We start from the raw sequence: 24,648 nt of genomic DNA, 5'->3' as shown, positions 1-24,648 counted from the left end.
CGCCTTCGCGGGTGATGACGACTGAGAATGTGGCGAGCACTAGCGCCTCAGGTGACATCTCCCCTACACCTTCCCGTCCACCATTACCTCGATCAGCTTCGTCCCCGGCCGGCCAAACGCCGACGACAGCGTCGCCTTCAGCTCGCTTGGGTCACTGATCTTGATCGCCTCGCACCCCAATGCCTTCGCGACCCCGGCGAAATCCACCGGCGGATCGATGAAATCCATGCCGACATAATTGTCGTCGCCATGGAAGGCGAGCAGGCGCTGCTTGATGATGCGATAGCCGCCATTGTTGGCGATGACGACGTTGAGCGGCAGCTTGTGATGTGCCGCCGTCCAGAGCGACTGGATCGAATACATCGCGCTGCCGTCGCCGGAGAAGCACACCACGGGACGATCCGGATTGGCGATGCTGACACCGACCGAGGCCGGCAGGCCCCAGCCGATGCCGCCGGATGCAAGGCCGTGATAGCCGAAGCGATCGCGGTGCGGATGCAGGTTCGTGATCTGGCGGCTGGAGGTGAGGCCTTCGTCGACGAGGATGGCGTTGCCGGGCATGGCCTCTGTCATTTGCAGCACCAGATAGTCCGGATCGATGGGGTTGCGGCCCGCACTCTTGCCGATCTGCTCCACCAGCGCGGCGCGGCGCGCGCTCCAGTTCTTCGGCGCAAGCTCGGCGAGACGCTGCCTGGCGCGTTGCGCCAGTGCCGCGCCGCCCATCTCCTTCAGCACCGGGATCAGCGCGCGCAGCGTTTCCTTGACGTCCGCCTTCAGCGCAATCTCCGCGCCAAAATTCTTGGCGATCTCCCAGTCGACGAGGCCGACCTGGAGAATTGGCAATCCATCCGGCAGCGGATCGACCTCGCTATAGACCGACATCCGCAGCGGATCGCCGCCGAGCGCGATCAGGAGGTCGTAGGGCGCGAGCGTGTCGCGCGCGACCTTCTGCACCCGCGCCAACGTGCCGACGAAGCTCGGGCTCTCCGAGAGGAAGTGCGAGCCATAGGGCGTCGAGGACTGATAGGCGGCAGCGCCGAGCAGCTCGGCGAGCTCGGCCGCCTCCTTCAGCGCGTCGCTCTTGACCACCTCGTCCATGGTGACGATGACAGGACGTTCGGCCTTGAGCAGCCGCGCGGCAAAGGCCTTCAGCGCCTCGTCCGACGGTTTGGTGCGCGTGTCGATGCGGGTGGAGCGGCCAAGATCGATGCCGGCTTCGCTGTTGAGGATGTCACCGGGCAGCGAGATGAACACCGGCCCGGTCGGCGGCGTCATCGCGACCTTGGCGGCGCGGCGCACGATGCGCGGCAGATCCTCCAGCCGCGTCACCTCGACCGCCCATTTCACCAGCGGCTCGGCCATGCGCACCAGCGGGCCGTAGAGCACCGGCTCCATCAGGCCGTGGCCCTGCTCCTGCTGGCCCGCGGTCAAAATCATCGGCGTGCCCGTGAACTGGGCGTTGTAGAGCGAGCCCATGGCGTTGCCGAGGCCGGGCGCGACATGGACGTTGCAGGCGACGAGCTTGCCGGAGGCACGGCTGTAGCCGTCGGCGATCGCCACCACCAGGCTCTCCTGCATTGCCATCACATAGGTGAGATCAGGGTGGTCCTTCAGCGCATGCATGATCGGCAGCTCGGTGGTGCCGGGGTTGCCGAACAGATGGGTGATGCCCTCGTCCTTGAGCAGCGCGAGAAAAGCGGAACGGCCGGTGATCTTGTTCTTCATGTTTCCTCCAGAAGCGGGCGTTGCCGCAAGGACGGAGGCATGATGGCCGAACTTGGCCGAGGCACGCAAGGAAGCGCCGTCATGGCAGACTTGCGTCGGCGCGCGCAAGCTGGGACCATGCTCGGGCGTAAACCTGCACGGGGAGACGCGATGGCCTATGACGAGAACACCGCGGCGCGGGTGCGCAAATTACTGGCGGGTCAGCGATACGTCGCGGAAAAGAAGATGATGGGCGGCCTCTGCTTCATGGTGAACAACACCATGTGCTGCACCGTAAGCGGGCGCGGCGGCATGCTGATCCGCGTCGGCCCGGAAGCGCATGCACGCATGCTGCAGGAGCCGCATACGAGCCCGATGGAAATGCGCGGGCGCATCATGAGCGGCTTTGTCCGCGTCGCGCCGGACGGCTATCAGGGCGATGCCGAGCTGAAAAAATGGGTCAAGCGCGGGCTCGACTTCGTGGCGGCGAATACCGCGGGACGCAAAGCGACGCCACGGAAGGCTGTTTCGGCGAAGACCGAGGTCGCCGCCAAGGCTAAAGCACCTCCTCGCGGCCGAGCTCGAAAGGGTCTTCGCCGCTAGCGCGCTTCTTCTTTTTCGAGCGCTGCCAGACCACACCGGGAAAGCCCTTCAACGGCACCAGCGGCTCGCCGGTATAGGCCCATTCCTGGAGCTCTTCGATCGCGATGTGATAGAGCGGCTGGCGGCCGGTGCGCTCCCTAAACAGCGCGCGGGGGATGTTGACCATGTGGGGCCCGCGCGGCCGCTCGTAGGCGATCGGCGTGCCGCAATGCGAGCAGAAGCTGCGCGCGGTTTTGGTGGCCTTGTCCTCGTAGCGCGTGAGCGCGGTCTTGCCGGAGGTGATGCGAAAGCGCTTCTTCCAGCTCCCGACATAGGTCGCGTAAGCCGCGCCATGGGCGCGGCGACTACTGGCGGAATGATCGTGCCAGGCCCAGCGCGCGGGAACGTCGATCTCGAAGGTGACCTTGCCGCAGAGGCATTGACCGGTGGCGGTTCCTGCGGCGGCTGCGGCTTTGGCCATCGTCTCTCTCCGTCGTCGTTGCAGAGGCGACAATACACGATCGTCATTCCGGGGCGCGACGAAGTCGCGAGCCCGGAATCCATCGGGCTGCGTACTCAGAGGCGGGATGGATTCCGGGCTCGACGCTCCCGGGCCGCGCTTCGCGCGGTCCCGAGCGTTGCCCCGGAATGACTGAGGGAGACTACGCCGGTGTCAGCTCGTCATACGCCGGATAATCCGTATACCCCTTCTCCTCGCCGCCGTAGAACGTGGCCCGATTGTAAGGCGTGATCGGATAATCGTGCCGAAGGCGCCGCGGCAAATCGGGGTTGGAGATGAAGATACGGCCGAAGGCGATGATGTCGGCATGGCCGTCGGCGATCGCCGCATTCGCGGTCTCGCCGGTAAACCCGCCGGCCGTCATCAGCACGCCGCTGTAGAGCGGACGGAACAGCACCATCGCCGACGGTACATTCTCCCAGTGGACGTCGGCGCGCCCGGCGCCGCTGGAGCGCGGCTCGATGAAGTGAAGATAGGCAAGACCGAGCTTGTCGAGCGCCTTCACGACATGGGTGTAGAGCGGCATCGGATCGGGCTCGCCGGAATCGTTGGCGATACCGTGCGGCGACAGCCGCACGGCGACGCGGTTTGCACCCCAGACGTCGATCGCGGCCTGCGTGACATCGAGCAGAAGCCGCGCGCGATTCTCGATTCCGCCGCCATATTGATCGGTGCGCTGGTTGCTGCGCGATTGCAGGAACTGCTCGAGCAGATAGCCGTTGGCGCCGTGGATCTCGACGCCGTCAAAGCCGGCGGCGAGCGCGTTCTTCGCGCCCTGCCGGAACGCCTCGACGATGCCCTTGACCTCGTCCGTCTCCAGCGCGCGCGGCGTCTCGTAATCGGCGATCTTGCCTTCGGCCGTCATCGCCTTCATGCCTTCGGCCTTGATCGCAATCGCCGAGGCCGAGACCGGCAGCTCACCGCCATGGAAGGAGGAATGCGAGACGCGGCCGACATGCCAGAGCTGGAGGAAGATGATGCCGCCCTTGGCATGCACGGCATCCGTCACCTTGCGCCAGCCGGCGATCTGCGCCTCCGAATAGATGCCGGGCGTCGCCGGATTGCCGCGGCCGTGCGAGAGCACCGGCGAGGCTTCGGCGATGAGCAAGCCGCCCGGCGTCGCGCGCTGGCCGTAATATTCGGCATTGAGCGGCCGCGGCGAAAAGCTGTCGCGCTCGGCGCGCATGCGCGTCAGCGGCGCCATCGCGACGCGATGCGCCAGCTTGTACGGACCGACCTGCAACGGATTGAACAACGCCGGAAATTTCATGCTGGCCCCAAAGTGGCTATGGAAGGATGCGGATCATATAAGAGGAAGAGACGGCCTGAAAAGATGCTGCCCGGTCTCCCTCTCCCCGTTCTTACGGGGAGAGGGTTGGGGTGAGGGGCCGCCTCCACGAAAATGGTGAGAGCTGGACTCGCGGAAACTGCCCCTCACCCGGAATCCGCGCTACGCGCGCATTCCGGCCTCTCCCCGCAAGCGGGGAGAGGCAAAGTGGCGCCGCGAACGCGGGAACCACGCTACGCCGTCTTGATCCAGACGGCCTTCACGTTGAGATACTCCTCGACGTGCTGCTTGCCGGACTCGCGGCCGTAACCGCTCATCTTGTAGCCGCCGAAGGGCACAGCCGGATCCATCGCCTGGTAGCAGTTCACCCACACCGAGCCGGCACGCAGGCTCTTCGCAACCGCGTGTGCCTTGCTGACGTCGCGCGTCCACAGGCCCGAGCCGAGGCCGAACGTGGTGTTGTTGGCGCGCTTGACCAGTTCGTCCATGTCCTTGAACGCGATGGCGGAGATGACGGGGCCAAAAATCTCCTCCTGCGCGATGCGCATATTGTCCTGGACGCCCGCGAACACGGTCGGCGAGACGAAGAAACCCTTCGACAGCGCGCCTTCGGTGACGCGGCCGCCGCCGGCGAGCGCGCGCGCGCCTTCCTTCTGGCCGATGTCGAGATAGCCGGTGACGCGCTCGAGCTGCTGCTCGGAGACCAGCGGGCCGATCTGCACGTTGGGATCGAGACCATTGCCGACTTGCAGCTTCTTGCCGAACTCGGCGACGCGGCCGACGAACTCCTCGTAGATCGACTGCTCGACGAACAGGCGCGTGCCGGCACTACAGATCTGGCCGGAGTTGGCAAACACCGCCATCGCGGCGCCGGGCACGGCGGCATCGAGATCGGCGTCCGCGAACACGATGTCCGGCGACTTGCCGCCAAGCTCGAGCGAGACGCGCTTGAGGTTGCCGGCCGAGGCGCGGATGATCGACTGTCCCGTGACGTGCGAGCCGGTGAAGGCGACCTTGTCGACGTCATGATGCGAGGCAAGCGCAGCGCCCGCGGTCTCGCCATAGCCGGGGACGACGTTGACGACGCCGGGCGGAATGCCTGCCTCCATCGCCAACTCGGCGATGCGCAACGAGGTCAGCGGCGCCTCTTCGGCGGGCTTGAGCACCACGGTGCAGCCGGTGGCGATCGCGGGGCCGATCTTCCAGATCGTCGCGGTGAGCGGGCCGTTCCAGGGGATGATGGCGCCGACGACGCCGATCGGCTCCTTCAGCGTGTAGGAGAAGATTTCGCCCGGCAGCGAGTTCTCGATGGTCTCGCCATGGATCGCGGTGGTCTGACCGGCGTAATAGCGCAGCATGCCGACGGCGCGGAGGCGATAGGCACGGGTGCGGCTGAGCGGCGCGCCCATATCGAGCGTGTCGAGCTGCGACAATTCGTCGAAATTCTTCTCGACGAGATCGGCAAGCTTCAGCAGCAGGTTCTGCCGCTCGAACGGCTTGACCTTGCTCCAGGGTCCTTCGAAGGCGCGGCGGGCGGCGGCAACGGCGCGGTCGATGTCTTCCTTGTCGCCCTCGGCGACGGTTGCGAGCAGTTCGCCGGTCGCGGGATTGTGGGTCTCGAAGCGCTTGCCGGAGGCGGCATCGACCCATTTCCCGTCGATCAGCATCTGCTTGTAGGACCCATTGGCGAACGGGTGGCGCGTGATCGGAATAGCCTGCGACACAGCCATGGCTGCACTCCCTGTCAGGTGATTGATTGGGTTCGATCTCGGCGGGATCGTTGGGCGAGAAAGGATACAGCGGTGCCGGAAAGGCGTAAAGGCGGCGAGGAACGAAGACCTCCCATGCCGACTTGTGCAGGGTCGCGTGAACGCCATGTTATAGCTCGACCGAACTTGACGCCGCTCCCCGGAGAATGAGCCATGTCGCATCCTGTCATCGCCAAGGGCAATGTCGCCGTGATCACCGGGGGCGCATCCGGCATCGGCCTCGCCGCCGCCATCGCCTTCGCACGCGCGGGAATGAAGGTGTGCATCGCCGACGTCGACCAGGCGCGACTGCAGGAGGCCGCAACAAGACTGTCATCCGTCACCGCCGCCACACATGTGATGACATTCGTCGTCGATGTCAGCCGCGCCGAGAGCGTGAAGGAACTGGAACACGCCGTCGGCGCGCATTTCGGCGGTACCGATATCCTCATGAACAATGCGGGCATCCAGCCCGGCAGCACGCTGTTCGGCGAGCCCGATAACTGGCAGCGCATCATCGCCGTCAACATGTGGGGCATCATCAACGGCTCGCGCATCTTCGCGCCCAACATGATCGCGCGCGGCAAGGCCGGCCTGATCATCAACACCGGCTCGAAGCAGGGCATCACCACGCCGCCCGGCGATCCCGCCTACAATGTCTCGAAGGCCGGCGTGAAGGCTTTTACGGAAGCGCTCCAGCATGAGCTGCGCAACACGGAAGGCTGCCACATCACGGCGCATCTGCTCGTTCCCGGCTTCGTCTTCACGGGGCTGACCGCGAAGGGCCGCACCGAGAAGCCGGCGGGAGCCTGGACGCCCGAGCAGACCGTCGACTTCATGATCGCGCGGCTCGAGGCCGGCGATTTCTACATCCTGTGCCCGGACAACGACGTGCCCCGCGCCCTCGACGAAAAGCGCATGCTCTGGGCCGCCGGCGATATCGTCGAGAACCGGCCCCCGCTGTCGCGCTGGCACCCGGACTATGCGGACGCGTTCGCGAAGTTCGTGAAGGGGGGCTAGGCGCGCTCTCTCACTCCCTCTCCCCGTTCTTACGGGGAGAGGGTGGGGCGAGGGGCTGCTTACGCAAACTGCGGTCTGAGCTATTGAAGGGATTTCGCAAGGGGTGGCCGTGGAGTCGGAGAGACTTTTGTCGCTGCGACTCAGTGCCATGCCCCTCACCCGGATCGCGTCGGACGATGCTTCGCATCGCCGAGGGCGATCCGACCTCTCCCCGCGGAAGGGCGGGGAGAGGTTAAGAAGCCTACAGCGTCTCTTGCTGATGCCCGCAATTCTTGCAGGCGAACTTGACGCGGCTCTGGCCCTTTGGCGCCTGCACCCGGTTCGGGGCGCCGCACTTGCCGCAGACCGCCTCGATCCGGGTATCGCCCTGCTTGACGACGATGGTCTTCTTTTCCATCGATTCGCGGATCAGGCGCTCGGCCTCCTCTCGCAGGGATTGTTTGGACAAAGCTCATCTCCGCCATGAATGCGGGCGAGGCTTATCGCACCTGCGTCGGAATCACAATCCGTGATGGTGATCGCGGCGTTATCAACATGTCATTCCGGGTTGGTCCGCAGGACCAGACCTCAGGTGCGCACTTGCGCACCGGGGAATCTCGAGATTCCGGGTTCATTCGCTGTGCAAATGCCCCGGAATGACGGTGTATGACTTCAGACCTCGACAATCACATAGCTGTCCTCGACATGCACCGGAAACGTTTCGGCAACATACGGGCCCTTCTGCAATTCGTCGCCCCGCTCCACCGCGACCGGATATGACCTGATCCTGACGCGTTTCGGATCGAACCAGGACTGGCCGTTGCGCATGTCGAACTCCCAGCCGTGCCAGGGACAGCGCAGCATCTCGCCGACGCGAGAGCGCTGATAGATGCCCGGCTCGGGCGAGGTCAGCCGCGCCACGCAGGCCGCCTTGTCCAGCGGGGCACCTTCGTGCGGGCAGCGGTTCAGAAGCGCAAAGAACTCGCCGTTGACGTGGAACACAACGATGTCGCGGCCCGCGACGTCGACGACCTTGTTGCCGCCGGGCGGGATCTCGGAAGTGCGGGCGACGATGTGGCGGGCCATGCTGGTTTCAGAACTTGTAGACCGCGCGGGCATTGGTGCTGAAGATCTTCTTCCGCTCAGCCTCGGTCAGCGGCGTCTTGAAGGCGAAGCGCGGATCGTCGAAGTCCCAATGCGGATAGTCCGACGAGAACAGCAGACGGTCGATGCCGACCCATTCGATCAGCGCGCGCAGGTGCCGGGCCTCGTCCGGCTCGTCGATCGGCTGGGTCGTGAACCAGAAGTGCTCGCGGACGTATTCCGAGGGCCTGCGCTTGAGGTGTGGCACCTCGCTGCGGAACCGCTCGAAATGCTGGTCCATGCGCCACACCGCTGACGGGATCCAGCCAAAGCCGCCCTCGATGAAGACGATCTTCAGCTTTGGAAAGCGCTCCGGCACGCCCTCGATGACGAGGCTCGCAAGCTGCGCAGCAATGGTGTGTGCGTTCGACTGGTGCTCCTCGACATAATAAGACGGCCAGCCGCCGCCGGTCGGCGCGTGGCCGCCATAGCCGCCGACATGGACGCCGAGCGGCAAGTCCAGTGCCTGCGCGCGCTCGTAGATCGGCCAGTAGCGGCGGCGGCCGAGCGGCTCGTTGGCCCGCGGCGAGACGTTGATCTGGATGTATTCACCGATCTTGGCGCAGCGCTCGATCTCGGCAATGGCTAGCTCGTTGCCGTCCTGCCCGACCAGGATCGAGGCCTTCAGGCGCGGATCGCGGTGCGACCAGAACGCCAGCTGCCAGTCATTGATGGCGCGCTGGATCGCGGCGCCGAACTCCAGGTTCTGCTGCGAGAAGATGAAGAGATCGAGCACCTGGAGAATGCCGAACTCGACGTCGAGCGGATCGAGATGCTGCTTGCGCATGAAATCAAGATCGGAACCGGGCGGCCCCCCGGTCGGCGGCCAGGCATCGCGCCGCGCGATCAGCGGCGAGGACCGCGGATAGGGCGTGGTGAACAGATAGGGCGTGCGCAGATGGCTGCCGTATTCCTTCAGGTGCTGCTGCCAGCGCTTCGGCAGGAATTCGTTCAGATCGTCGGTCGAGCGAAGACTCGGATGGACGTCGCAATCGACGATGCGCAGCCGCGACGCGGCGGGCTTCTCGTCGTCGCGCAGCGGACGGTCGATGACTTCGCTCATGCTGTCCTCCAAAATCAGTTGGCGAGCGACAACCGCGGAAACGTCTCCAGCGGGTTGTCGACGCACATCTTCGCGATGATGCCCTTCGGTAGATTCGGCGGGATTGGATCGTCGCCGTCGAACTGCCAATGCGGGTAGTCGGACGCGAACAGGAACATTTTTTCGGAACCGATCTGGTCGATGATCTCCTCGACGCTTTTCGCGTCGCTAGGTGCATCGAACGGCTGCATGGTGACGCGAAAATTGTCGCGGATGATCGATGCCGGCTCGCGCTCGACCCAGGGAACCTCGACGCGCACGCCGCGCCAGGTCTTGTTGGCCCGCCACATGAAGGCCGGCAGCCAGCTTACGCCCGACTCCATCAGCACGACCTTCAAGTTTGGGTATTTGCCGAACACCCCCTCATAGATCAGGCTGAGGATCTGCGCCTGAAACGCCTGGGCCTCGACGAAGTAATATTCATAACGATGCGACGGCCAGCCGGCCGAGCTCGGCGCCTGGCGATATTGCGTGCCAGCGTGGATCGCGAGCGGCAGTTTGTACTTTTCTGCGAGCTGATAGACGGGCCAGAAATGTCGCCGTCCCAGTAGCGTCTCGCCCTGCGCTAGCGCCAGGATGGAGACGAAGCGATTGTCGCCGGCGCGGCGCTCGATCTCCTCGATCGCGAGATCCGGCGCCTGCATCGGCACCACGATGGAGGCGCGCAGGCGGGAATCGCGCGCAAGCCATTCGGCGGCGATCCAGTCGTTGATGGCCTTGCAGAAGTCGGCCGCCATGTAGGCGTCGAAGACGGCCTGCGCGCCGTAGAGCACGTTGAGGATGGCGTGGCTCGCACCCAATTGGTCGAACGCGCCCTTCTGCACCATGGCGAGATCGGAGCCGGGCTTGGCGCCGTTGGCCGGCCGCCAGTCGGCGCGGCCCGAAAGGGGCATGCTCGGTGGATAGGAGGTGAGATCGAGCCCATCGATGGCGCGGCTCACCACCTGCTCTTTCCAGTGATCGCTGAGATAGGGAAGCAGCGTCGTGCGCGTGCCACCAACGGCCGGGTGGATGTCGCAGTCGATCCGCGTCGCCGCCATTGGGGGTTCCTCGGAGTTTCCTCGCGCAGTCTTTATTAGCGGCGTTCTTCGCGCCGCCCGGGCAGAGTGCGCCGGCCGGCGCCGCCACGCAAGGGCGCGCGCCCGCGCGATCCGTCATGGCTCGGTTGCATTTCGCGGGCGCGATATGTGGATCAGCCGCGCGGTGGATGCTCTGGCACCCACCGCGTCGGATTGCAAACCTTTGCGCACTTCTCTCCTCAAGCGGCCTTGGAAACCTCCATCAAGAGGCGCTCGGCCTTGGCATCCTCGATGCGGTTCATCAGCCGGCTGCTCTCGTGATTGTCGCGCACGGTCTTGGTCAGCGTGACGCAGGTCTGGAGCAGCATCGCGACGCCCATGGTGAGATAGCCCTTCATCCAGAGGTCGATCGGCAGGAAGAAGATGCCGATTGCGACGAGGAAGGCGGAAGCCGCGAAGGACACGTAAGTGAAGGTCACCCAGGCGCTGCTGTGGGGCTGGCCGTTCTGGTTCATGGTCGTCTCCTGTTGGTTCGAATGATGATGGGATCTGAGTTCAGGCAGTCGGCTGGTGCTTGGACTTCAACCGCGCCAGCACGTCGTCCGCGGTCGTCTTCAGCCGGGGGCCGAAGCCCTGCTCGGCGAGTCGTTCGGCGGTCGTTAGCGGACCGGTGGCCGCATCGAGCTCAAACAGCGCGTCATCGGCGGCCTGGGCTTCCATCTGGCGCTCGCGCAGGCGCCTCAAGGTGCTCTCCGCTTCCGGCAGCGTGGATTCGTAAGGACGTGCGGCCTCGATGCCGCTGCGGCGAAGCGAGCGCACCGCTTCCGAGGCACGGGCGAGGCGACGGCCGCGATCGAGCTCGGTGATGCGGGCCTGCGCAGTCGCGACGTGGCGCTTCAGCCGCGCGATCTCGGTTGCGAACAGCGCGCGTGCCGTCATCGCCGCATCGCGGTCGGCTTCGAGACCCGCGATGGCTTCGGCGGCCTCCTTGGCGAGATCCTCGCGGCCGCCATCGAGCGCCGCCACCGCGCGGGTCTCGAGATCGGCGATGCGGGCGAGGGTCGCCTCGAGCTTGCGGCCTTCCTGCTGGTCCTGCGCGATCGCCAGCGCCAGCGTCCGCTTGCTGCGCTCCACCGCGGCAGCGGCATCGCGCATCTGCTGATCGAGGATCAGCAGGGCTGTACGGTCCTCCAGCTCCTCGCCTGCGGCGGCCACGCTGCCGCGGAAAAGTGTCACGACGGTCTTGAACATCTGCAGCTCCCTGTTTATGAGCGTTGCTCACAAATGCTTTGTAGCAGGAATATTGAACATCGTTCAATAAATATTTGAGCGACGCTCAAGAATTTGACTCCAGATGACTAAGGCCTTGGAACGTCGAGCGAAACTTCGGACCGACCTGATCCAGGCGGCCGAGCGGATGATCGCTGAGCGGGGGTTGGCAGGTCTGAAAACCCGCGATTTGGCCCGCGAGATCGGCTGCGCCAATGGCGCGGTCTACAATCTCGTCGCCGACGTGGACGAGCTCGTCCTGCGGGTCGGCTCGCGCACGCTGCATCGCCTCGATGAGGCGCTCAGCGCGGCGGAACGCGCCGGGGAGCCCTCGCCGCAGGAAACGCTGGTCCGCATCGCCATTGCCTATTGCGACTTCGCCGCCGAAAACCTCGAACTCTGGCGCGCGCTGTTCGAGCACCGCATGGCCGCCGACAAGATCCTCCCCGACTGGTCCGTCGACGATCAGCTGCAGCTGTTCCGCCACATCTACCACCCGCTGGCGCTGCTGCTTCCCAAGCGCAATCAGGAAGAGCTCGGCATCACCGCGCGCAGCCTGTTCTCGGCCGTGCATGGCATGGTGGCGCTGGGACTGGAGCAGAAACTGGTCGCCGTTCCCCTGCCGGCGCTGCGCAAGGAGATCGCAAACCTCGTGCGCGCGATGATCGACGGGCTGATCGCGCGGGCGGAGTAAAAAGATCGGCGGCGGCTGACTAAAATTTCGCCTGTCGCATCGCGAGTGGTGCGCTTAGCCTTCGGGCCGTCCCCTCACCTCTATCCGGAGTCTCTCATGCCCCTCCTCATCCGCGGCGGCACCGTCGTCAATCACGATCATTCGCGTCGTGCGGACGTGCTGATCGACGGCGAGACCATCGTGGCGGTGGGCCCGTCGCTCGAGGCGCCCACAGGCACCAAGGTCATCGATGCCGGCGGCGCCTACGTCATTCCGGGCGGGATCGATCCGCATACCCATCTCGAAATGCCGTTCATGGGCACCGTCACCGCCGACGATTTCGAATCGGGAACCAAGGCGGCACTGAGCGGCGGCACCACCATGGTGGTGGATTTCTGCCTGCCCGATCCCGGCCAGTCGATGCTCGCGGCCTATCAGGAGTGGCGGCACAAATCCGAGAAGGCCGCCAGCGACTACGGCTTCCACATGGCGGTGACGTCGTGGTCGAAGCAGATTTTTGACGAGATGGAGACCGTGGTCAAAACCTACGGCATCAACACCTTCAAGCATTTCATGGCCTACAAGGGCGCGCTGATGGTGAATGATGACGAGCTCTACAACTCGTTCGCGCGCTGCGCCCATCTCGGCGCGATGCCTGTTGTCCATGCGGAGAACGGCGACGTCGTCGCCTTGATGCAGGAGGCGCTGATCGCGCGCGGCGTCACCGGCCCCGAGGGCCACGCTTATTCGCGGCCGCCTGAGGTCGAGGGCGAAGCCACCAACCGCGCCATCATGATCGCGGACATGACCGGCACGCCGGTCTATATCGTGCACACCAGCTGCCGCGAGGCGCATGAGGCGATCGCGCGGGCGCGCGCGGCGGGAAAGCGCGTCTATGGCGAGCCGCTGATCCAGCATCTGCTGCTCGATGCCGGCGAGTACCTGAACAAGGACTGGGATCATTCCGCGCAGCGCGTGATGTCGCCGCCGTTCCGCGACAAGTCACACCAGGATAGTCTTTGGGCCGGCCTGCAAGCCGGCTCGCTCCAGGTGGTCGCGACCGACCATTGCGCCTTCACCACGGAGCAGAAGCGGTTCGGGCTCGGCGATTTCAGGAAGATCCCGAACGGCACCGGCGGCCTCGAAGACCGCCTCGCGTTGTTGTGGACCGCGGGCGTCGCCACGGGGCGGCTGACAAAGGAGGAGTTCGTCGCGGTGACCTCGGCAAACATCGCCCGCATCCTCAACATCTATCCGCGCAAGGGCGCGGTCGCGGTCGGCTCGGATGCCGATGTCGTGGTGTGGGATCCCAAGGCGACAAAGAGCATCAGCGCGAAGCGGCAGATGAGCCGGATCGATTACAATGTGTTCGAAGGCTTTGCCTGCACCGGCGGACCGGCGGCGACGCTCTCGCGCGGCCGCGTCGTCTGGACGGATGGCGATCTGCGCGCCGAGGCAGGCGATGGCCGCTACATCGAACGCCCCGCCTTCTCGCCCGTGCATGTGGCGAATTCGACCTGGAAAGAGCTGACCGCCCCGCGCGCAGTCGCACGCGGAGCGGTGACGCCTTGAGAACGCGATCCACGCGGGATGCGACGCCATGAAGCGCGGTTGATGGCACGCGCTTTGCCTCTTTATGTCGCAACTTTCTCTCAAGGAGGCCGCGATGAGCGCATCATCTTCCGACATGAACCGTCGCAGCGTCGTGCTCGGTGGCCTCGGTATCGCCGGAATGACGGCCGTCGCGCCTCCCTTCGCCCGGGCGCAGGGACGCAGCGAGACGCTGCTGGTGGTGCAGGAGCTGGGGCCGAACTCGCTGGACATGCAGGGCGTCGGCTCCAACCAGACCGTGAACGGCCTGTCCTGGAATTGCTACGATCGCCTGCTGACCTACGCCTCCAAGACGCTGCCCGATGGGACCGTGTCCTATGATCGCGAGAAGCTCGCGCCTGAACTCGCCGAGAGCTGGGAGGTCGCGGCCGACGGCATGGCCTGCACCTTTCGCTTGCGAAAGGATGCGAAATTCCACGACGGCGCGCCGGTCACGGCCACGGACGTCAAATGGTCGTTCGACCGCGCCGTGAAGGTCGGCGGCTTTCCGACCTTCCAGATGTCGGCGGGATCGCTGGAAAAGCCCGAGCAGTTCGTCGTGGTCGACGACCACACCTTCCGCATCGATTATGTCCGCAAGGACAAGATGCTGCTGTTCAATGTCGCGGTGGTCGTGCCCTTCATCATCAATTCCGAACTCGCCAAGAAGAACGCAGCGCCCGAGGATCCGTGGGCGCTGGCCTGGCTGAAGACCAACGAGGCCGGCGGCGGCGCCTACAGGATCGAGAGCTGGAAGCCCGGCAGCGAGACCGTGCTGGCGCGCTTTGACGACTGGAAGAGCGGACCGCTGCCGAAGGTGAAGCGCGTGATCGCGCGCGACGTCCCTTCCGCAGGCACCCGGCGCGCCATGCTGGAGCGGGGCGATGCGGATATCTCCAGCGGCTTTGCGCCGCGCGATTTCGAACAGATCATCAGGGAGGGCAAGGTCAAGGTCTCGGGCGTGCCGATCCCGAACGCGCTCTGGTACGTCGCGCTGAACACGGCAAAGCCGCCGTTCGACAATGCCAGGCTGCGCCAGGCCATCGCCTGGGCGATGCCTTACGAGCAGATCCAGAGCAGCGCCTTCTTCGGACGCGCCGTTCCGATGTATGGCGGCGCGGCCGATGTCTCAAAGCCGGTCTGGCCGCAGCCGTTTCCCTATGTCACCGATCTCGACAAGGCCAAGGCCCTGATGAAAGAGGCAGGCTTCGAGTCCGGACTGGAAACGACGCTGTCGCTCGACACCGGTACGGCGACCGTCGGCGAGCCGACCGCGATCCTGATCCAGGAGAGCCTCGCCAAGATCGGCATCAAGGCAGGAATCGAGAAAATCCCCGGCGCGAACTGGCGCACGACGCTGAACAAGAAGGAGCTGCCGATTGCCCTCAACCGCTTCAGCGGCTGGCTGGACTATCCCGAATATTACTTCTACTGGAATTTTCACGGCAACAATTCGATCTTCAACATCTCCTCCTACCAGAACAAGGAGATGGACGCGCTGATCGACAAGGCACGCTTCACCACGGATGCGGCGGAATACGACAGGTGCGTGAAGGATTTCATCGCGCTCTGCATGCGCGACGTTCCCGTCATCCCGCTCAACCAGCCGATCCACGACGTCGCCATGCAGAAGGCCGTCACCGGCTACGAGTTCTGGTTTCACCGCGAGCCGGACTACCGCCAGTTCGCGAAGGGCTAGTGCCGATCGACGACGCGGACGCGGCCTGAGGCGGCTCGCGCCTGCCCGGTCGGAAAGCTCCGCACCAGTCGCGTTTCGCTCGCGTGAAGCATCGCCGCGTCGAGCCTGCCCTGCCGCGATCCGTCCAGCGCGCAGGCAAAGATCCGATAGAACTGCGCGCTGTCATAGGCGACCAGCAGCATATCGACGCCGGCATTGATCGCCTCGACCACAGCCTTGCAGACGTCGTTCTGGTAGATCGCGCCCATCACGAGGTCGTCGGTCATCACCATGCCCTGGTAATTCCATTTGTCGCGGATGATGCCCTGGACCACCCGCTTCGAGTGCGACGCGGCGCGATCGGGATCGACCGCGGTCAGCGTGACATGGCCGACCATGAGCGCGCTATGCGAATGCGAAAGCACCTCGCGGAACGGCAGCCAGTCGGTTGCCTCCAGCTCCCTCACCGGCGTGTTGAGACTGGCACTGAAATGATGAGTGTCGGTGCGCACGCGCCCGATGCCGGGAAAATGCTTGAGCGTGGCGCCGACGCCTGAGTCTTCCAGCCCGCGGACATAGGCGTTTGCGATCGTGCTGACCACGACGGGATCGGTCGCAATCGCGCGCTGGCCGATCAGCGTATGGAAATCGAGGCGGTTGCGCCTCTGCGGCGGCTTGAGGTCGAGCACCGGCGCCAGATTGAGATTGACGCCGAGGCCGGCGAGCTCGCGGCCGTGGATGCGGCCGAACTCCTCAGCCTTGGTCTGCTGCTCGTCGGGGGCAAGCGAGGAGAGGGTCGCGAGCGCCGGCACCTTTGTCAACGGCGGCGCGAGATGCCCGACGATCCCGCCTTCCTGGTCCGCGGCGACGACCAGCGGCGGCAGCCCCACAGCGCGCCGCTTGTCCTGGAGCGCCGCGATCTCGGCGCGCAGCGCCTCGATGGTCCGGCCCCGGATGTTGTGCCGGGTGACGTAGACGCCGCCGATCAAGCCTTGCTCGGCAAGGCGCGCGACCTCGGGAAAGGAGGAATAGCCGACCATGAAGTGAGGCCCGAGCTGACGCACCTCATTGGCGCTGGCGGCAAGAACATCATGCTTGCGCAACTCGAACTTCAGATGCGCTGCCGACATCAGCAGCGGCGGCAGGCACCAGAGCATGACGAGAAGCTTGCCGGCCATGGTGCGCCACCGCCCTCTGCGAAGCAGAAGCATGACGATCGCGATGCTTGCAACGACAAGCACGATGTTTCCGGCGCCGCGCAGCGGGACCAGATAGGGATCGTTCTTGTTCGCGGCCGCGAACGCGACGACAGGCGCGGCCAGCCAGAGCAGGATGAGACCGATACGGCGGAGGAATTGCATGATGCGTCACACGCTAGAAGTGGCGAATGCTTCGCACCTAACAAAGCGATTTGCGCTGCGCGAGAGGCAAAAGCGCACCTGCACGAAAGCTGCAAAAGACTCCTGAAACCGTGCAGACGATGATCCCGCCTTCTGCACAGACGCCGTTCAGACTTCGTGACGTTACCCATCACGAGAGGTCTTTTGGACATGACGAGCCTGGCTTCGACGATCGCAGCGGACATCCAACCGATCAGGCATTCCTCGATTCCAGCCAAGCTTGGCTGCGCGCTGGCGCTGGCTGCGCTCGCCGACTGGCTGTTCTATGGCGAGCGCATCGGACTGTCGCTCACGCTGTTTGCGACCGCGATGGCTTGCGTGTCGGCGCTGTCCAATCATGCGGCCCTGGATCTGCGGCGCGCCATGATCGCTGCGGCCATTCTCGTCGCCGGCCTCGTGCCGGCCGTCGAGGAGCTCAACACGCTGTCCTTCCTGATCCTCATCACGGCGCTGGCCATTGCGCTCCTGGTCGCGACCAATCCGGAAACGACCGAGTTCACCGAGCGTGCCCGTGCGCTACGCAATTTCTTCCTGCTCGGTCCCTTCAGGTTCTTCCTCGACGCGCTCCAGGTGTTCAACATGTCGGCGTTCACCCGCGGCATCGCGCTCTGGCTGCTGCCGGTGGCGCTCGGCACCGTCTTCGTCGCGCTGTTCGCGGCGGCCAATCCGGTGATCGAGCGGTGGGTGTCTCTGCTCAATCCAAAAATCCTCCTCGAATATGTCAGCGTCCCGCGTGTGTTGTTCTGGACGACGATGCTGGCGCTGGTCTGGCCGTTCATCCATGTGCGCTGGCGGCGGAGGACGGTTGTTACCACGACGGATGCCGATGGCCCGGTGCCGCCGCCGCCCATGGTCTCAGCGGAGTTTCTCGGCCCCTCGACGATCCTGCGCTCGCTGATCCTGTTCAACCTGCTGTTCGCGGCACAGTCCATTCTCGACGGCATCTATCTCTGGGGTCACGGCGCGCTGCCCGCAAACATGACTTATGCGGCCTACGCCCATCGCGGCGCCTACCCGCTGATCGCGACCGCCCTGCTCGCTGCTGCCTTCGTACTGGTGGCGATGCGCCCGGGTGAACCGGCTGAGAAATCAAAGGTGATCCGGCCGCTGGTCTATCTCTGGGTCGGGCAGAACGTCCTTTTGGTCGCCTCCTCCATCCTCCGCCTCGACCTCTACGTGGGCATCTACATGCTGACCTATTGGCGCATCGCGGCCTTCATCTGGATGGGTCTGGTGGCACTCGGGCTGATCCTGATCGTGGCCCGCATCGCGCTCGACCAATCCAACCGGTGGCTTGTCGGCGCCAATCTGATCGCGTTAACGATCGTGCTCTATACTGCCTCGCTGGTGAACTTCGATGCGTTCATTGCCGACTATAATGTTGCCCACAGTCGGGAAGCATCGGGCAACGGCGTGCAGATCGACATCAACTATCTCCTGACGCTTGGGCCACAGGCGCTGCCCGCCATAGACAAGGCGATCTTGCTGCGGCCCGGCAGCCCCGAGAGCTGCCTTGTGTCGCGCCGCGACCGCCTTGTAGAACAGCAACGTCAGGATCTGGCCTGGCGGAGCTGGGGCTTTCGAAACTGGCGGCTCCAGCGCAGGCTGGAGGCGCAGGTGAAGAACCAGCCGGCAGGGTGAGCGGAGAGTTTCCTTGGCGCATCGCATTCTCATCGTCGACGACGAGGGCCACATCCGCGAGGTCATCCGGGTCGCCCTGAAGAAGGCCGGCATGGACGTGATCGAGGCCCGCGACGGCAAGGAGGCACTCGCCCGCTTTGCCGCCGACAGGCCGGATTTGATCGTGCTCGACGTCGGCATGCCCGAGTTCGACGGCCTCGACGTCTGCCGCGAGATACGCAAAGGCTCCGACGTTCCGATCCTGTTCCTGTCGGCGCGCGACGAGGAGATCGACCGCGTGCTCGGCCTCGAGATCGGCGGCGACGACTACGTGACAAAGCCGTTCAGCCCGCGCGAGCTGGTGGCGCGGGTCAACGTCATCCTGCGCCGGCTCAGCCCGCGCAATGGCGAGGTCAAGGCCGGGCCGAGCGCGCTGGCGCAAGGTGGCCTGCTGATCGATCCGGAGCAGCATGTGGCGTCGTTCGCCGGCACGCCGCTGAAGCTGACCGCGATCGAGTTCGGCATCCTGCGCGCGTTCCTGACCCGGCCGACCTCGGTGTTCAACCGCGAGCAGCTGATGCGGGCGGCCTACCAGCTCAACATCCAGGTCTCCGACCGCACCATCGACAGCCACATCCGCAACATCCGCGCCAAGCTCGCGGCGCTTTCCTGCGACAACGTCATCGAGACCATCCACGGCGTCGGCTTCAAGCTCGGCCGCTGCGAGAAAGAGGCATGAGCGCGGCCCCCGACAAATGGCGGCCGTCGCTGGGGCTCGTGATCTTCGCGGTGCTGACGACGGTCGCGGTGCTGCCGCTGGTCGGCCTGTTCTTCTTCCGCCTCTACGACAACCAGCTGATCCGCCAGACCCAGGCCGAGCTGATCGCGCAGAGCCGCGTGCTCGCGACGATCTATGCGCAGGAGGTCGCGGCAAGGCTCGACAGTGGCCTGACGCTCGGCGCCGAGGTGCCGCCGGGCGTGCTGCCCGACCCCGGCGACCAGGTCACGCCGATCCGTCCCGCGCTTGACCTCACCGCCAACGATCTGCTCCGGCGGCGGCCCGACGCGCAACCCGCGCCCAAGCCGGCACAGCCGGCCTATGTCGAGATCGGCGCAAAACTGACGCCGATCATCCGCGAGACCCAGAAGGTGACGCTGGCGGGTTTCAGGATCCTCGATCCGCAGGGCGTGGTGATCGCCGGGCGCCAGGAGGTCGGGCAGTCGCTCGCCCATATCGAGGAGGTCGCGGACGCGCTGCACGGGCAGTATCGCGCCACCTTGCGCAACCGCGTGCCGGACAAGCCGCCGCCGCCGATCTATTCCTTCAGCCGCGGCCTCGGCGTTCACGTGTTCTCGGCGATGCCCGTCATCGTCAACAACCGCGTCGCGGGCGTGATCTACACCACGCGGACGCCGAGCAACATCTTCGATCACCTCTACCAGGAGCGGGCTAAGTTCGTGCTGGCCGGGCTCGCCGTGATCCTCGGCACGATCGCGATCGGCCTCGTGTTCTCCCGCACCATCACGCTGCCGATGCGCGAGCTGATCGACCGCGCCGCCAGAATTGGCCGCGGCGACCGCGAGGCATTCAGGCCGCTCAGGCATTACGGCACGCGCGAGTTCGCCCAGCTCTCGCACAGCTTCCTCGGCATGGCCGAGCAACTGGCGCGGCGCTCCGACTACATCGCGACCTTCTCGGCGCACCTCACCCACGAGCTGAAATCGCCGCTGACCTCGATCAAGGGCGCGGCCGAGCTGTTGCAGGATTCGGTTCAAGGCAAATCCGAGGGCCTGACGCCGGCCGAGCAGAAAACGTTCATCGCCAACATCCTGTCCGACACCCAGCGGCTGGAGGCGATGGCGCAGCGGCTGCGCGAGCTCGCCCGCGCCGAGAGCCTGCCGCAGAACGAGCGCACCGAGCTTGCGCCCGTCATCGCCGACCTCAGGAGCAGGTTTCCGGAAAGCTCCATCGAGGCCAGCGGCAGCCTCGACCGGGCGATCGGCATGTCCGGCGAGAAGGCATTGATCGTGCTGTCGCATCTCGCCGACAACGCGGTGCGGCACAAGGCTGGGACAATCAGGCTGGAGGCGGTGGACGAGCGCACGACCCTGCTTCTGACCGTGAGCAATGACGGCGAGCCGATCTCGGCGCCGAACCGTGACAGGATCTTTGACGCGTTCTTCACCACCCGCCGCGACCAGGGCGGCACCGGGATGGGGCTGGCAATCGTGCGCGCGGTGATGGCGAGCCATGGCGGCTCGATCAGGCTGAAGCCGACCGACGAGGGCGCGGCTTTCGAGCTGCAGTTTCCGGTCGCCTAGATCGCGAACACCCAGGCGGCGACGATGGTGCCGATGGTGACGAGACCGGCGATGGTCCAGCCGGCGGCATATTCCAGCTCAGGGTGACCGGTCGCCCGCATGATCTCTGCCGGATCGGCGGTATGCTTCTCTGCCATGACAGCCTCGCACGTTTCTCCGCGTGTCTAAGGATAAGTCGCGCCAGCCGCGATAAGGTTCCATCACGGACGTGCGAGGGACACAAAAACGCGAAAACAACCCCATGCACAGTAGAAGGCCCGCTCCGGCGCGCGGCCCGGTCGCGCCGCACAACCTTCTGACACACCGGTGCAAAACGTCCCCGCCGCGCAATTCCCGCGTGCCCCGCGCCTTGCCTTCCAAATCCGGTTGCATGCTAGACTGGACGCCGTCCACGGCAGGAGGGAAGCATGGCCGACAACAAGGCAAAGCGGGGCGGAGCCGATCGCGCCCTGATTGCGCTCACCGAGAAATACGAAGTCGCCTATTGGTCGAAGAAGTTCAAGGTGACGCCGGCCAAGCTGAAATACGCCGTCAAGAAGGTCGGCCACTCCGCCAAGAAGGTCGAGGCCTACATCAAGCTCCAGAAGCACCGCGCCTCCGACAAGAGCCGGATCGCGCTGAGCGAGGCCTATGAGGTCCGCTACTGGTCGAAGAAATTCAAGATCACCCCGGCCAAGCTGAAGGCCGCCGTGGCCGCAGCCGGCCATTCCGCCAAGAAGGTGGAAGCGTATCTCGCGGCCCAGAAGGCGGCAAAAAAGGCCAGGAAGGCAAAGAAAACCAAGAAAACGGTCAAACGGAAGAAGGCCGCCTGAGATTTCGGGCCCATGGAGGCAGGGATGAAATCCGGCCGATCGATCCTATCCTGCGCCCTCATTCTTGCCGCCACGTCCCACGTCGCCGGCGCCTCCGCAGCCACGCCCGCAAAGGTCTCGGGCTCGGCGGCGCTGGCGCTCGCGGGCGTGATCGCGCCGCTGTCGCCGAACCTCACCGGCGCCGAGAAGAAGGCGGTGGCGATGCTGTTCGCCGCCAATGCCGACATTCCCTACAAGAAGGCCATTGTGGTGACCGCCGACCGGATCGTCTGCCGCACCGGCAATGTCGACATCACCGTTCGCAATTGCGAGGTGACCTTCGGCAAGAAGGTGAAAACCGTGAACGGCTCCACCGCCAACGAGATCTTCGCGACGGAAGCGCTGGCCGGCGTTCCGCCCGACGGCGCGGCGGGATCGAATTTCGAGAGCCTCGCCAAGCTGAGCTGCACGATCGACCCCAACGCCATCAGGCGGAAGGACGGCAGCGGCGCGGATTGCACATTCGAGCCAGGGAATTGAGCGTCGAAGGTGCCGTCAAATCGCCTCAAGACCAGCCAACTAATAAGGCGAATTGAAAAGACAGGCCCCAAGAGCGAGCCAATATGAGCGCGCAAGGCCCGGCACCATCATGAAGAATTATCTCGCATTTTTGCTTGTTCTGACCGTCTCGACAGCTTCCGCGCATGGTCCGGTTCCGACGCGGCTGGCTGCGCCATCCGATCTCGTCCGCGTCGGGCTGACCGACAACGACACCACCGCCGGCGGCACCGCGCGGCTCTGCGAGCAGGTCACCTTCGCGCGCGGCCTGCGCTACGGCGAGAGCGAAGCCAATGTGCTCGATGTCGCCACCAGCGCGACCAAGGCGGATACGCCGCGGCCGGTCCTGCTGTTCGTGGCGGGCGACACTTTCACCGGCGACCATGCGGCGCCGGAGCTGTCGCGCCAGATCCAGGACCAGATCATGTGCTTTGCCGCGCGCAACGACATGATCGGGGTGCGCGTCAACTATCGCCTCGCGCCGGCGGCAGGCTGGCCCGCCGGGGCGACGGACGTGGCGGCGGCACTGTCCTGGGTCCACGGCAATATCGACCTGTTCAATGGCGATGCCCGCGAGATCGTCGCGGTCGGCTATGGCGCCGGCGCCTTTCACGTCGCCACCCTGCTGGCGCATCCCGAGCTCCAGACCGACCGCGCCGACGTCGCGGGCGTCGTGCTGGTGTCAGGGATCTATCGCGTGGGCAAGGACGCCAGCGACAACGAGAAGGCCTATCTCGGCACTGACGCCACCCAGTACGACAAGCGCTCGGTCTTCCCCGGCATTCTCAATGTCGACGTGCCGATCGTGCTGGCCTGGGCCGCGGACGATTCCACCAGGCTGGTGGCACAGGGCGAGACCCTGAAGAAGACGCTCTGCGGCGCCGGCCATTGTCCGCGCGGCACCATCCTGCGCAGCCGCGACGGCATCGCCGCCGCCTTCGGCCTCGACGGCTCCGGCGACAGCCTCGCCGAACCGACGCTGCTGCTGGTGCATCAGCTCGAGGCGCGGGGGCTGCCGTAGCGGGGTGTTGCGGGCGGCACGCGTTATTTACTCCGACCTTTTGCTGGGCCACCCCTCTCCCCCGCCCTCCCCCGCAAGGGGGGAGGGAGCGCAGCGGAGTGCGCCGCTACGCTGTGCCTCACCGCACTGTCGCAATTGATAAGAACGAACGCGTGCCACAACGAAGGTGCGCTCCCTCCCCCCTTGCGGGGGAGGGTTAGGGAGGGGGGTGCCACACGGCACACTCCCTCGTTTGTCAGCGCGTCAGCACGCCTGCCGCTTTCGTTCGCGCTAACAGCTGCGCTGCTTTGAAGTGCGCCACCAAGCCACAGCTTTGACAAACGCTTGACGTAGATCAACTCGCCTTGGTGCGGACTGAGCCGACCTCGTTGGGGGCCAACGACAAGGTGTCGAGCATGCGCGTCACCGGCAGGCTGCTATTCATTGTGATCATCGCCTTCGCTTCGCTCGGGGCGATGTCCCAGCAACGGTCCGAACAACCGGCAAGCGACAACGAGATCCGCATCGGCAATGTGATGCCGTATTCGGGGCCGCTCTCGGAGTTCGGCGCGATCGGCACCGCGGAGGCCGCCTATTTCGACATGATCAACGCGCGCGGCGGCATCAACGGCCGCAAGATCCGCTTCATCACCCGCGACGACAATTCCGATCCGGCGGCCGCGCTGGAGCTGACCCGCAATCTGGTCGAGAAGGACGACGTCCATCTGATGTTCGGCTCGTTCGGCACGCCCGGGAATCTCGCCACGCGCTGGTATCTGAACGAGAAGAAGATCCCGCAGCTTTTCCTCGCCACCGGCGACGAGGAGCTGAGCCAGGCCAAGGCATTTCCCTGGACCATGGGCTGGCAGCCGTCGTTCCGGTCGGAGGGACGCATCTACGCCAACTACATCCAGGCCTACTATCCGCGGAAGAAGATCGTGGTGCTCTGGCAGAACGACCAGTTCGGGCGCATGCTCTACAAGGGTATCCAGGAAGGCCTCGGCGATCTGAACCGTCACGTCCTCGTCGACATCGCCTTCGATATCAACGACGAGCATCTCGAAGGGCACGTCTCGATCCTCAAGCGCGCCGGCGCCGACATCTTCGTCTTTCTCGGCGTGCCGTCGACGGCGTCCAAGGTGATCAAGCTGGCGGCGTCGCTCAAATGGCGTCCGGTCTTCATCGTGAACGACGCCTCCGCCTCGATCGCCAATGCGATGGCGCCCGCGGGCCTGGAGAATTCGGCCGGCGTAGTCTCGGCCGCCTTCCTGAAGGATCCGAGCGATCCCGCATGGAAGAACGATCCCGCCATGAAGGACTGGTTCGCCTTCATGGATAAATACCACCAGGTCGAAAGCACCAACAACAGCGCGGCAGTCTATGGCTACGCCGCGGCCGAGGCGCTGACCAAGGTGCTGAAGCAATGCGGCGACGATTTTTCGCGCGAGAACATCATGCGTCAGGCGGCTTCGCTGAAGAGCTACCAGCCCTCCCTCGCGCTCCCCAACATCAGGATGAACACCTCGCCGGACAGCTATCTGCCGATCAGGCAGATGCGGCTGGTGCAGTTCGACGGCCGGTCGTGGCAGCCGTTTGGGGACGTGATCGAGACGGCGTTCACGGAAGGCGCGGCGCGGTAGCC

Annotated in this window: 24 protein-coding genes; 12 read left to right on the top strand and 12 right to left on the bottom strand. The window is 65.0% G+C overall.

Going from position 1 to position 24,648, the window contains the following annotated elements; translation table 11 throughout:
• Nucleotides 1-63: 63 nt before the first annotated feature.
• Nucleotides 64-1,725 (bottom strand): thiamine pyrophosphate-binding protein, encoded by a 1,662-nt coding sequence (locus tag AAFG50_RS05885; protein WP_028173901.1) that lies wholly within the window; start codon nt 1,723-1,725, stop codon nt 64-66.
• Between the two features lie 150 nt (nt 1,726-1,875).
• Between AAFG50_RS05885 and AAFG50_RS05880 the strand changes: the two genes are divergently transcribed.
• Entirely contained in the window at nt 1,876-2,307 is a 432-nt protein-coding gene (locus tag AAFG50_RS05880) for a TfoX/Sxy family protein (protein ID WP_039187137.1), read from the top strand.
• On the opposite strand, the gene AAFG50_RS05875 is transcribed toward AAFG50_RS05880, so the two are convergent.
• From AAFG50_RS05875 to AAFG50_RS05865, 3 genes are all read right to left on the bottom strand, one after another.
• Entirely contained in the window at nt 2,261-2,767 is a 507-nt protein-coding gene (locus AAFG50_RS05875; RefSeq protein WP_028173900.1) for a GFA family protein, read from the bottom strand. The genes AAFG50_RS05880 and AAFG50_RS05875 overlap by 47 nt on opposite strands.
• A gap of 181 nt (nt 2,768-2,948) precedes the next feature.
• Nucleotides 2,949-4,076: an alkene reductase gene (locus AAFG50_RS05870; protein ID WP_028173899.1), complete on the bottom strand. Its 1,128-nt coding sequence runs from the start codon at nt 4,074-4,076 to the stop codon at nt 2,949-2,951.
• Between the two features lie 251 nt (nt 4,077-4,327).
• Nucleotides 4,328-5,824: an aldehyde dehydrogenase family protein gene (locus tag AAFG50_RS05865; RefSeq protein ID WP_028173898.1), complete on the bottom strand. Its 1,497-nt coding sequence runs from the start codon at nt 5,822-5,824 to the stop codon at nt 4,328-4,330.
• A gap of 192 nt (nt 5,825-6,016) precedes the next feature.
• Here AAFG50_RS05865 and AAFG50_RS05860 point away from each other — a divergent pair, with 192 nt between their 5' ends.
• Nucleotides 6,017-6,862, top strand: a complete 846-nt coding sequence (locus AAFG50_RS05860; RefSeq protein ID WP_028173897.1) for an SDR family NAD(P)-dependent oxidoreductase — start codon at nt 6,017-6,019, stop codon at nt 6,860-6,862.
• A 241-nt stretch (nt 6,863-7,103) separates the two neighbouring features.
• Here AAFG50_RS05860 and AAFG50_RS05855 read toward each other — a convergent pair whose 3' ends face one another.
• From AAFG50_RS05855 to AAFG50_RS05830, 6 genes are all read right to left on the bottom strand, one after another.
• Nucleotides 7,104-7,310, bottom strand: a complete 207-nt coding sequence (locus tag AAFG50_RS05855; protein ID WP_027547442.1) for a hypothetical protein — start codon at nt 7,308-7,310, stop codon at nt 7,104-7,106.
• 203 nt (nt 7,311-7,513) lie between these two features.
• Nucleotides 7,514-7,927 carry a Rieske (2Fe-2S) protein gene (locus tag AAFG50_RS05850; RefSeq protein WP_028173896.1) on the bottom strand — a complete coding sequence of 138 codons (414 nt, stop codon included), beginning with the start codon at nt 7,925-7,927 and terminating at the stop codon, nt 7,514-7,516.
• Nucleotides 7,928-7,934: 7 nt separating this feature from the next.
• Nucleotides 7,935-9,047 (bottom strand): amidohydrolase family protein, encoded by a 1,113-nt coding sequence (locus AAFG50_RS05845; RefSeq protein ID WP_028173895.1) that lies wholly within the window; start codon nt 9,045-9,047, stop codon nt 7,935-7,937.
• Between the two features lie 14 nt (nt 9,048-9,061).
• Entirely contained in the window at nt 9,062-10,126 is a 1,065-nt protein-coding gene (locus AAFG50_RS05840) for an amidohydrolase family protein (protein WP_028173894.1), read from the bottom strand.
• A gap of 218 nt (nt 10,127-10,344) precedes the next feature.
• Nucleotides 10,345-10,620 (bottom strand): YiaA/YiaB family inner membrane protein, encoded by a 276-nt coding sequence (locus tag AAFG50_RS05835; RefSeq protein WP_011090339.1) that lies wholly within the window; start codon nt 10,618-10,620, stop codon nt 10,345-10,347.
• Nucleotides 10,621-10,660: 40 nt separating this feature from the next.
• Nucleotides 10,661-11,356, bottom strand: coding sequence for a PspA/IM30 family protein (locus tag AAFG50_RS05830; RefSeq protein ID WP_028173893.1), 696 nt, complete (start codon nt 11,354-11,356; stop codon nt 10,661-10,663).
• A 103-nt stretch (nt 11,357-11,459) separates the two neighbouring features.
• Here AAFG50_RS05830 and AAFG50_RS05825 point away from each other — a divergent pair, with 103 nt between their 5' ends.
• The 3 genes from AAFG50_RS05825 (at nt 11,460) to AAFG50_RS05815 (ending at nt 15,336) form a co-directional block, all read left to right on the top strand.
• A complete protein-coding gene (locus AAFG50_RS05825; RefSeq protein WP_028173892.1) occupies nt 11,460-12,068 on the top strand; it encodes a TetR/AcrR family transcriptional regulator in 609 nt (202 codons plus the stop codon).
• A gap of 96 nt (nt 12,069-12,164) precedes the next feature.
• Nucleotides 12,165-13,619 (top strand): dihydropyrimidinase, encoded by a 1,455-nt coding sequence (gene hydA / locus AAFG50_RS05820; protein ID WP_028173891.1) that lies wholly within the window; start codon nt 12,165-12,167, stop codon nt 13,617-13,619.
• A gap of 94 nt (nt 13,620-13,713) precedes the next feature.
• Complete coding sequence (locus AAFG50_RS05815) at nt 13,714-15,336, top strand: ABC transporter substrate-binding protein (protein ID WP_028173890.1); 1,623 nt, start codon at nt 13,714-13,716, stop codon at nt 15,334-15,336.
• Here AAFG50_RS05815 and AAFG50_RS05810 read toward each other — a convergent pair.
• A complete protein-coding gene (locus AAFG50_RS05810) occupies nt 15,333-16,676 on the bottom strand; it encodes a glycoside hydrolase family 3 N-terminal domain-containing protein (RefSeq protein WP_028173889.1) in 1,344 nt (447 codons plus the stop codon). The genes AAFG50_RS05815 and AAFG50_RS05810 overlap by 4 nt on opposite strands.
• Nucleotides 16,677-16,865: 189 nt before the next feature.
• Between AAFG50_RS05810 and AAFG50_RS05805 the strand changes: the two genes are divergently transcribed.
• From AAFG50_RS05805 to AAFG50_RS05795, 3 genes are read left to right on the top strand one after another with little or no spacing between them, the layout of a single operon-like run.
• Complete coding sequence (locus AAFG50_RS05805; RefSeq protein ID WP_028173888.1) at nt 16,866-18,356, top strand: DUF4173 domain-containing protein; 1,491 nt, start codon at nt 16,866-16,868, stop codon at nt 18,354-18,356.
• Between the two features lie 13 nt (nt 18,357-18,369).
• The gene (locus AAFG50_RS05800) at nt 18,370-19,074 is read left to right on the top strand and encodes a response regulator transcription factor (RefSeq protein WP_028173887.1); all 705 of its coding nucleotides are present in this window, start codon (nt 18,370-18,372) and stop codon (nt 19,072-19,074) included.
• Nucleotides 19,071-20,657, top strand: coding sequence for an ATP-binding protein (locus tag AAFG50_RS05795; RefSeq protein ID WP_028173886.1), 1,587 nt, complete (start codon nt 19,071-19,073; stop codon nt 20,655-20,657). Before AAFG50_RS05800 ends, AAFG50_RS05795 begins: the two co-directional genes overlap by 4 nt.
• Here the strand turns inward: AAFG50_RS05795 and AAFG50_RS05790 are convergent.
• A complete protein-coding gene (locus AAFG50_RS05790; RefSeq protein WP_007597071.1) occupies nt 20,654-20,794 on the bottom strand; it encodes a hypothetical protein in 141 nt (46 codons plus the stop codon). The genes AAFG50_RS05795 and AAFG50_RS05790 overlap by 4 nt on opposite strands.
• A 270-nt stretch (nt 20,795-21,064) precedes the next feature.
• On the opposite strand from AAFG50_RS05790, the gene AAFG50_RS05785 reads away from it, so the two are divergent.
• From AAFG50_RS05785 to AAFG50_RS05770, 4 genes are all read left to right on the top strand, one after another.
• On the top strand, nt 21,065-21,469 hold the full coding sequence (locus AAFG50_RS05785; protein ID WP_028173885.1) for a DUF3606 domain-containing protein: 405 nt from the start codon (nt 21,065-21,067) through the stop codon (nt 21,467-21,469).
• Nucleotides 21,470-21,493: 24 nt separating this feature from the next.
• On the top strand, nt 21,494-21,988 hold the full coding sequence (locus tag AAFG50_RS05780) for a hypothetical protein (RefSeq protein ID WP_028173884.1): 495 nt from the start codon (nt 21,494-21,496) through the stop codon (nt 21,986-21,988).
• A 109-nt stretch (nt 21,989-22,097) separates the two neighbouring features.
• Nucleotides 22,098-23,027, top strand: a complete 930-nt coding sequence (locus AAFG50_RS05775; RefSeq protein ID WP_028173883.1) for a carboxylesterase family protein — start codon at nt 22,098-22,100, stop codon at nt 23,025-23,027.
• A 395-nt stretch (nt 23,028-23,422) separates the two neighbouring features.
• On the top strand, nt 23,423-24,646 hold the full coding sequence (locus AAFG50_RS05770) for an ABC transporter substrate-binding protein (protein ID WP_028173882.1): 1,224 nt from the start codon (nt 23,423-23,425) through the stop codon (nt 24,644-24,646).
• Nucleotides 24,647-24,648: the final 2 nt, after the last annotated feature.

The organism is Bradyrhizobium sp. B039, from assembly GCF_038965675.1.
In the GTDB taxonomy this organism is placed as follows: Bacteria; Pseudomonadota; Alphaproteobacteria; order Rhizobiales; family Xanthobacteraceae; genus Bradyrhizobium; species Bradyrhizobium diazoefficiens.
The sequence above is the reverse complement of the archived record's forward strand: the minus strand, read 5'-3'. Positions and strand labels throughout refer to the sequence as shown.

Excerpts from the sequence above, each read along its gene's own strand:
- AAFG50_RS05885 (WP_028173901.1), bottom strand. The coding sequence starts at position 1,725 with ATGAAGAACAAGATCACCGGCCGTTCCGCTTTTCTCGCGCTGCTCAAG.
- AAFG50_RS05880 (WP_039187137.1), top strand. The coding sequence starts at position 1,876 with ATGGCCTATGACGAGAACACCGCGGCGCGGGTGCGCAAATTACTGGCG.
- AAFG50_RS05875 (WP_028173900.1), bottom strand. The coding sequence starts at position 2,767 with ATGGCCAAAGCCGCAGCCGCCGCAGGAACCGCCACCGGTCAATGCCTC.
- AAFG50_RS05870 (WP_028173899.1), bottom strand. The coding sequence starts at position 4,076 with ATGAAATTTCCGGCGTTGTTCAATCCGTTGCAGGTCGGTCCGTACAAG.
- AAFG50_RS05865 (WP_028173898.1), bottom strand. The coding sequence starts at position 5,824 with ATGGCTGTGTCGCAGGCTATTCCGATCACGCGCCACCCGTTCGCCAAT.
- AAFG50_RS05860 (WP_028173897.1), top strand. The coding sequence starts at position 6,017 with ATGTCGCATCCTGTCATCGCCAAGGGCAATGTCGCCGTGATCACCGGG.
- AAFG50_RS05850 (WP_028173896.1), bottom strand. The coding sequence starts at position 7,927 with ATGGCCCGCCACATCGTCGCCCGCACTTCCGAGATCCCGCCCGGCGGC.
- AAFG50_RS05845 (WP_028173895.1), bottom strand. The coding sequence starts at position 9,047 with ATGAGCGAAGTCATCGACCGTCCGCTGCGCGACGACGAGAAGCCCGCC.
- AAFG50_RS05840 (WP_028173894.1), bottom strand. The coding sequence starts at position 10,126 with ATGGCGGCGACGCGGATCGACTGCGACATCCACCCGGCCGTTGGTGGC.
- AAFG50_RS05835 (WP_011090339.1), bottom strand. The coding sequence starts at position 10,620 with ATGAACCAGAACGGCCAGCCCCACAGCAGCGCCTGGGTGACCTTCACT.
- AAFG50_RS05830 (WP_028173893.1), bottom strand. The coding sequence starts at position 11,356 with ATGTTCAAGACCGTCGTGACACTTTTCCGCGGCAGCGTGGCCGCCGCA.
- AAFG50_RS05825 (WP_028173892.1), top strand. The coding sequence starts at position 11,460 with ATGACTAAGGCCTTGGAACGTCGAGCGAAACTTCGGACCGACCTGATC.
- hydA (WP_028173891.1), top strand. The coding sequence starts at position 12,165 with ATGCCCCTCCTCATCCGCGGCGGCACCGTCGTCAATCACGATCATTCG.
- AAFG50_RS05815 (WP_028173890.1), top strand. The coding sequence starts at position 13,714 with ATGAGCGCATCATCTTCCGACATGAACCGTCGCAGCGTCGTGCTCGGT.
- AAFG50_RS05810 (WP_028173889.1), bottom strand. The coding sequence starts at position 16,676 with ATGCAATTCCTCCGCCGTATCGGTCTCATCCTGCTCTGGCTGGCCGCG.
- AAFG50_RS05805 (WP_028173888.1), top strand. The coding sequence starts at position 16,866 with ATGACGAGCCTGGCTTCGACGATCGCAGCGGACATCCAACCGATCAGG.
- AAFG50_RS05795 (WP_028173886.1), top strand. The coding sequence starts at position 19,071 with ATGAGCGCGGCCCCCGACAAATGGCGGCCGTCGCTGGGGCTCGTGATC.
- AAFG50_RS05790 (WP_007597071.1), bottom strand. The coding sequence starts at position 20,794 with ATGGCAGAGAAGCATACCGCCGATCCGGCAGAGATCATGCGGGCGACC.
- AAFG50_RS05785 (WP_028173885.1), top strand. The coding sequence starts at position 21,065 with ATGGCCGACAACAAGGCAAAGCGGGGCGGAGCCGATCGCGCCCTGATT.
- AAFG50_RS05780 (WP_028173884.1), top strand. The coding sequence starts at position 21,494 with ATGAAATCCGGCCGATCGATCCTATCCTGCGCCCTCATTCTTGCCGCC.
- AAFG50_RS05775 (WP_028173883.1), top strand. The coding sequence starts at position 22,098 with ATGAAGAATTATCTCGCATTTTTGCTTGTTCTGACCGTCTCGACAGCT.
- AAFG50_RS05770 (WP_028173882.1), top strand. The coding sequence starts at position 23,423 with ATGCGCGTCACCGGCAGGCTGCTATTCATTGTGATCATCGCCTTCGCT.